The organism is Pseudomonas sp. (assembly GCF_050739995.1).
GTDB lineage: Bacteria > Pseudomonadota > Gammaproteobacteria > Pseudomonadales > Pseudomonadaceae > Aquipseudomonas.
In genome coordinates, this window is record NZ_JBOICG010000384.1 from 1 (window position 1) to 6,609 (window position 6,609).

Consider the following 6,609-nt stretch of genomic DNA (forward strand, 5'->3'; position numbering starts at 1 on the left):
AACTGAAGGATATCCACTTGGTTCATGACTTGGATGAGGCCGGCGAGGAGATGGTCTTGGCGGATCAATCGCAGCTGACGCGTGCTTTGTTCAACGTGCTGGAGAACGCGATCAAATACAGCCCGTCCGGGACTACGGTGACGTTAAGCCTAAGCAGAGCCGACGAATGGCTGGAATGTCGAATCAGCGATCAGGGCTCGGGTATTGCCCATGAGGACCTTCCCGACTTGTTTGGGCAGTACCGGCGTTTTGCGTCGGCCCAAGGCAGTGAAGGACTGGGGTTGGGGCTGACAATGGTCAAGACGGTAGTGGATCGCCATGGCGGACGTATTGAGTGTGAGAGTGAAGTAGGGAAAGGCACCACGTTCAGCCTGCAATTGCCATTGTGGACCGAGTGAGTTGGCAGCTCTTTTTCTTGTGCATAAAAAACCGGCTGCTAGAGCCGGTTTTTTAATGCAGGAAAAACTTATGCACCTTTTTCGCTGTTTTATGAGTTTGAGAAATATGAAATTAAATCAGCTACTTACAAATTAAAAATGTCCATTCGCCAACAAACCGTACACAGGTTATCCACAGAACATTAAATTGCCGCCGAATCAATTTCGGCCGACAGCGGAGGCAGCGAACCCATAGCCCGCTGTTGTGCCTCGTTCCACGCGGCGGCGCGGTCATTGAGTGCGGCAATGGCGCGTGGTCCCTCGCCTTCAGCGTACATCGGCTCGCCAATCACCACCGTGATGGTGCCTTCGCGCTTGGCCCAACCGGTTTTCGGCCAGAATTTGCCGGCGTTATGGGCAATCGGCAAGACCGGCAAGTTGGCGTTGACCGCCAACGCGGTACCACCGCGTGAGAACTTGCCTACGGTGCCGTAGGGCACGCGAGTACCTTCCGGGAAGATCAGCACCCAGACGCCGTCCTTGAGCAGCTCATCGCCCTTCTTGGCCACGTGCTTGAGTGCGGCCTTGGGATTGTCACGGTCGATGGCGATCGGCCGCAGCATGGCCATGGCCCAGCCAAAGAATGGCACGTAGAGCAGCTCACGCTTGAGCACCTGGCTCAACGGCGAAAAGTAAGCCGACAGGAAGAACGTTTCCCAGGTGCTCTGGTGGTTCGACAGAATCACGCAGGGCTGGTCGGGGACGTTTTCAGCGCCCTTGACCTCGAAACGGATGTTCAGGAACACCTTGGTCAGCCACAACGCGCAGCGGCACCAATAGACGTTGATAAAGCGATAGCGCGCCTTGAACGGCAGGAACGGCGCAATAAAAAAGCTCAGGGTGCACCAGAGAAACGAACTGGTGCCCAGCAGCAGGTAAAAGAAAAAGGTTCTGATGGCCTGCAAGATCGACATGGCGGCATTTACCGTTGCGGGACACGGCCCGCCTGTTAAAAGCGCACTCCCGAACAGTCCTTGGTCAGGAAGTCGAGGGCGGCTAGTTGTTGATAAGTTCTGCGGCAACCGCCGCCAGATCGTCAAAAATCAAAGTGCCTACCGGCAGGTTTTTCGCCTGGGTCTTTTCGCCTTTTCCGGTCTTAACCAAAACTGGCTGAGAGTCGACGGCTTTGGCCGCCTCCAGGTCACCGAGGCTGTCCCCGACGAACCATAGCCCAGCCAAGGGCACCTTGTAATGTTCTGCAATGGTTTTCAACATGCCAGGCTTGGGTTTGCGGCAATCGCAGCCCTCGTCCGGCCCGTGGGGACAGTACACCACCAGCCCCACCTCGCCGCCCTGCTCGGCCACCAACGTGCGCAAGCGCGCGTGCATGGCGTCCAGGGTGGCGATGTCGTAGTAACCGCGGGCGATGCCGGACTGGTTGGTGGCGATGGCCACCGTCCAGCCGGCTTTGCTCAACTGCGCGATGGCCTCGATCGAACCGGGCAGTGGAATCCACTCCTCCACCGACTTGATGTAAGCGTCGGAGTCGTAATTGATCACTCCGTCCCGATCGAGAATCAGCAGTTTCAACATGATCAGCCCAATACGGAAATGTCAGCGATGTCGATGAACAGACCGCGCAGACGTGCCAGCATGGCGTAGCGGTTTTTCCGCACACCGGCGTCTTCGGCATTGATCATCACGGCTTCGAAGAACGCATCCACTGGCTCGCGCAAGCTGGCCAGGCATGCCAGTGCTTCGGCATAGTTGCGTTCGGCGAGCAGCGGTTTCACTGCGTTTTCCGCTTTGGCGATAGCCGAGTTCAGCGAGAACTCCTTGGCATCGGCAAACAGGCCTGGGTCGACTTTGGCATTGCCGAGGTTGTCGGCCTTGCTCAGCAGGTTCGACACACGCTTGTTCACAGCGGCCAGGGCTTCGGCTTCCGGCAACTTGCGGAACGCTTGTACGGCTTGTACGCGTTGGTCGAAGTCCAGCGCTGAACCCGGTTGCAGGGCACGTACCGACAGGTAGACGGAAACGTCCACGCCTTCGTCTTCGTAACGTGCACGCAGACGGTCGAACACAAACTCCAGCACTTGCTCGGCCAAGCCTGCTTGCTTGACCTTGCCACCGAACTGGCCAACCGCGAACACCACGGCCTGGGTCAGGTCGAGGTCCAGCTTCTTGTCGATCAGGATACGCAGCACGCCCAAGGCCGCACGACGCAACGCATACGGGTCTTTGCTGCCGGTTGGCAGCATGCCGATACCGAAGATACCAACGAGCGTGTCCAGCTTGTCGGCGATAGCCACGGCTGCACCGGTCAAGGTGGTTGGCAGCTCAGCGCCAGCACCGCGCGGCATGTACTGCTCGTTCAGCGCCAGGGCAACATCGTCCGGCTCGCCGTCGTTGAGGGCGTAGTAGTAGCCGGCAACGCCTTGCATTTCCGGGAACTCGCCGACCATTTCAGTGGCCAGGTCGCACTTGGACAGCAAGCCCGCACGCGCAGCCCAGGCAGCATCACCACCAATGCGTGGCGCAATGTAGGCGGCCAGCTTGGAAACGCGTACGGCCTTGTCGTAGACGCTGCCGAGCTTCTCTTGGAACACCACGTTCTGCAGGCGCAGGTTGAAGTCTTCCAGCTTTTGCTTCTTGTCTTGCTTGAAGAAGAACTCGGCGTCGGTCAGGCGCGGGCGCACGACTTTCTCGTTACCGGCGATGATCTGTTGCGGGTCCTTGCTCTCGATGTTGGCCACGGTGATAAAGCGCGGCAGCAGCTTGCCGTCAACATCCAGCAGGCAGAAATACTTCTGGTTGTCCTGCATGGTGGTGATCAGGGCTTCTTGCGGCACGTCGAGGAAACGCTCTTCGAACGAGCACACCAGCGGCACCGGCCATTCAACCAGGGCGGTCACTTCGTCCAGCAGGCTTGGCGGCACGATGGCGGTGCCTTCCTGCAGGCGGGCCAGCTCTTCGGTGCGCTTGCTGATCAGCTCGCGACGCTCGTTGGCGTCGGCCAGTACATAGGCGGCACGCAGGTCGTTGAGGTAGTTGGCCGGGGAAGTGATGCGCACGCTTTCCGGATGGTGGAAGCGATGACCACGGGAGTCACGGCCAGCCTTCTGGGCGAGGATGGTGCAATCGATGACTTGGTCACCGAGCAGCATCACCAGCCACTGGGTCGGACGTACGAATTCTTCTTTGCGTGCACCCCAGCGCATGCGCTTCGGGATCGGCAGGTCGTTCAGGGAATCTTCGACGATGGTCGGCAGCAGGCTGGCGGTCGGCTTGCCGGTGATGACCTGGCTGAACCGCAGTTTCGGGCCGCTCTGGTCGATCTCGCTCAGCTCGACGCCGCATTTCTTGGCAAAACCAAGGGCGGCTTGGGTCGGGTTGCCTTCGGCGTCGAAAGCGGCCTGGCGTGGCGGGCCGTCGAGGTTGATGCTGCGGTCCGGCTGCTGGGTTTCCAGCGCGGTCAGCAACACGGCCAGGCGGCGTGGCGCGGCGTAGACTTTCTTCGCAGCGAATTTCAGGCCGGCACTGTGCAGGCCCTTTTCGATACCGGCCAGGAATGCGTCGGCCAGGGTATTGAGTGCCTTGGGTGGCAGCTCTTCGGTGCCCAGTTCAACCAGGAAATCTTGAGCACTCATTGTGCAGCCTCCAGCTTAGCCAACACTTCATCACGCAGGTCCGGGGTTGCCATCGGGAAGCCCAGCTTGGCGCGAGCCAGCAGGTAGGCTTGGGCGACGGAACGCGCCAGGGTGCGTACACGCAGGATGTATTGCTGGCGCGCGGTTACCGAGATGGCACGGCGGGCGTCCAGCAGGTTGAAGGTATGGGAGGCCTTCAACACCATTTCATAGCTTGGCAACGGCAGCGGCTGGTCGAGTTCGATCAGGCGCTTGGCTTCGCTTTCATAGAAGTCGAACAGTTCGAACAGCTTGTCGACGTTGGCGTGTTCGAAGTTGTAGGTGGATTGCTCCACTTCGTTCTGGTGGAACACATCGCCGTAGGTCACTTTGCCGAACGGGCCGTCAGCCCACACCAGGTCGTAGACCGAGTCCACGCCTTGCAGGTACATGGCCAGGCGCTCAAGGCCGTAGGTGATCTCGCCAGTCACCGGGTAGCACTCGATACCGCCCGCTTGCTGGAAGTAAGTGAACTGCGTCACTTCCATGCCATTGAGCCAGACTTCCCAGCCCAGGCCCCAGGCGCCCAGGGTCGGCGATTCCCAGTTGTCTTCGACAAAACGGATGTCGTGGACCAACGGGTCCAGGCCGACATGCTTGAGCGAGCCCAGGTACAGTTCCTGGAAGTTGTCCGGGTTCGGCTTCAATACCACCTGGAACTGGTAGTAGTGCTGCAGACGGTTCGGGTTTTCGCCGTAGCGGCCGTCAGTCGGGCGACGACTGGGCTGCACATAAGCGGCGTTCCAGGTTTCCGGGCCAATGGCCCGCAGGAATGTTGCGGTGTGGAAAGTGCCGGCGCCTACTTCCATATCGTAGGGCTGAAGTACCACACAACCTTGCTCGGCCCAGTATTGCTGGAGGGCGAGGATCAAGTCTTGGAAGGTACGCACGGCTGGCGTAGGCTGGCTCACGAAATTCACCTGTTACTTGGGCTGCGATTTAAAGAGCGGGAGTATACCCGATTCGGCCCCGCCACCACTCCCTGGAGCCTTATGCCACGCTGCTTTTGGTGTTCTGAAGATCCGCTGTACATGGCTTATCACGATCAGGAGTGGGGAACGCCGCTGCGCGATGCGCAGGGCTTGTTCGAGTTGCTTTTGCTCGAAGGGTTCCAGGCGGGCCTGTCCTGGATCACTGTTTTACGCAAACGCGAGCATTATCGAAAGGTCTTGTTTGGCTTTGATGCGCAACGGTTGGCGACGCTGACCGATGCTGAAATCGAAGCCTTGATGCTCGATCCGGGTATCGTGCGCAATCGCCTGAAGCTCAACGCCACCCGCCGCAATGCCGCTGCCTGGCTGGCTCTCGAAGATCCGGTGGGTCTGCTCTGGTCGTTCGTTGGCGGCGTGCCCAAGGTCAATCATTTCAAGGACCGCAGCGAAGTACCGGCGATTACCCCGGAAGCTGAGGCTATGAGCAAAGCCCTGAAAAAAGCCGGTTTCACTTTCGTCGGGCCGACCATTTGCTACGCCTTCATGCAGGCCAGCGGCATGGTCATGGACCACACCCAAGACTGCGACCGTTACGCGGACTTGGCCAACGCCGGTTAGAATGCCCGCTTTGCGCACCACACACGATCAGGAGTGACCTGTGGAAAAGTTTAAAGGCGCCTTGCTGGTAGGCGCTCTCCGGTTGTTCGCCCTGCTGCCCTGGCGCGCTGTCCAGGCCGTCGGCACGGCGATTGGCTGGATCATGTGGAAAACCCCCAACCGTTCCCGCGACACGGTGCGGATCAACCTCTCCAAGTGCTTCCCGGACATGGACCCTGCGGCCCGCGAGCGCCTCGTCGGGCAGAGCCTGATGGACATCGGCAAGTCCCTCACCGAAAGCGCCTGCGCCTGGATCTGGCCGGCCCAGCGTTCCATCGACCTGGTGCGTGAAGTCGAAGGCCTGGAAGTGCTGCACGAAGCCCTGGCCTCGGGTAAAGGCGTGGTCGGCATCACCAGCCACCTGGGTAACTGGGAAGTGTTGAACCACTTCTATTGCAGCCAGTGCAAACCGATCATTTTCTACCGCCCACCCAAGCTCAAGGCAGTGGATGAGTTGCTGCGCAAACAGCGCGTGCAGTTGGGCAATCGCGTGGCGGCGTCCACCAAGGAAGGCATTCTCAGTGTGATCAAGGAAGTGCGCAAAGGTGGCCAGGTGGGGATTCCCGCCGACCCTGAGCCGGCAGAATCCGCCGGGATTTTTGTGCCGTTCTTCGCTACCCAGGCGCTTACCAGCAAGTTCGTGCCGAACATGCTCGCGGGCCACAAGGCGGTGGGCGTGTTCCTGCATGCGCTGCGACTGCCGGACGGTTCGGGTTACAAGGTGATCCTGGAAGCAGCACCGGAAGACATGTACAGCACCGACACCGCCACGTCCTGCGCGGCGATGAGTAAGGTGGTGGAGCGCTATGTCGGCGCCTACCCGAGCCAGTACATGTGGAGCATGAAGCGCTTCAAGAAGCGTCCGCCGGGAGAGGCGCGGTGGTACTGATTTACTGCTGACCTCCAGGCCCATGGAGATCAACGGTGGGAGCTGGCTTGCCTGCGATGCGGGCA

7 protein-coding genes are annotated in these 6,609 nt (G+C 59.7%); 3 read left to right on the forward strand and 4 right to left on the reverse strand.

Features of this window, described 5'->3' with window-relative positions:
* A partial coding sequence (locus ACRESD_RS12755) for a sensor histidine kinase (RefSeq protein ID WP_431751222.1) occupies positions 1–398 on the forward strand: 398 nt, incomplete at its 5' end.
* 182 nt (positions 399–580) lie between these two features.
* On the opposite strand, the gene ACRESD_RS12760 is transcribed toward ACRESD_RS12755, so the two are convergent.
* From ACRESD_RS12760 to glyQ, 4 genes are all read right to left on the reverse strand, one after another.
* Complete coding sequence (locus ACRESD_RS12760) at positions 581–1,351, reverse strand: lysophospholipid acyltransferase family protein (RefSeq protein ID WP_431751223.1); 771 nt, start codon at positions 1,349–1,351, stop codon at positions 581–583.
* An 82-nt stretch (positions 1,352–1,433) separates the two neighbouring features.
* Positions 1,434–1,973 carry a D-glycero-beta-D-manno-heptose 1,7-bisphosphate 7-phosphatase gene (gene gmhB, locus ACRESD_RS12765; protein WP_431751226.1) on the reverse strand — a complete coding sequence of 180 codons (540 nt, stop codon included), beginning with the start codon at positions 1,971–1,973 and terminating at the stop codon, positions 1,434–1,436.
* A complete protein-coding gene (gene glyS, locus ACRESD_RS12770; RefSeq protein ID WP_431751224.1) occupies positions 1,973–4,027 on the reverse strand; it encodes a glycine--tRNA ligase subunit beta in 2,055 nt (684 codons plus the stop codon). Before glyS ends, gmhB begins: the two co-directional genes overlap by 1 nt.
* Positions 4,024–4,977 (reverse strand): glycine--tRNA ligase subunit alpha, encoded by a 954-nt coding sequence (gene glyQ / locus ACRESD_RS12775; RefSeq protein ID WP_003187265.1) that lies wholly within the window; start codon positions 4,975–4,977, stop codon positions 4,024–4,026. Before glyQ ends, glyS begins: the two co-directional genes overlap by 4 nt.
* 81 nt (positions 4,978–5,058) lie before the next feature.
* Between glyQ and ACRESD_RS12780 the strand changes: the two genes are divergently transcribed.
* Complete coding sequence (locus ACRESD_RS12780; RefSeq protein ID WP_431751225.1) at positions 5,059–5,616, forward strand: DNA-3-methyladenine glycosylase I; 558 nt, start codon at positions 5,059–5,061, stop codon at positions 5,614–5,616.
* A 40-nt stretch (positions 5,617–5,656) separates the two neighbouring features.
* Complete coding sequence (locus ACRESD_RS12785; RefSeq protein ID WP_176994586.1) at positions 5,657–6,544, forward strand: lysophospholipid acyltransferase; 888 nt, start codon at positions 5,657–5,659, stop codon at positions 6,542–6,544.
* The last annotated feature ends 65 nt before the right edge of the window (positions 6,545–6,609 follow it).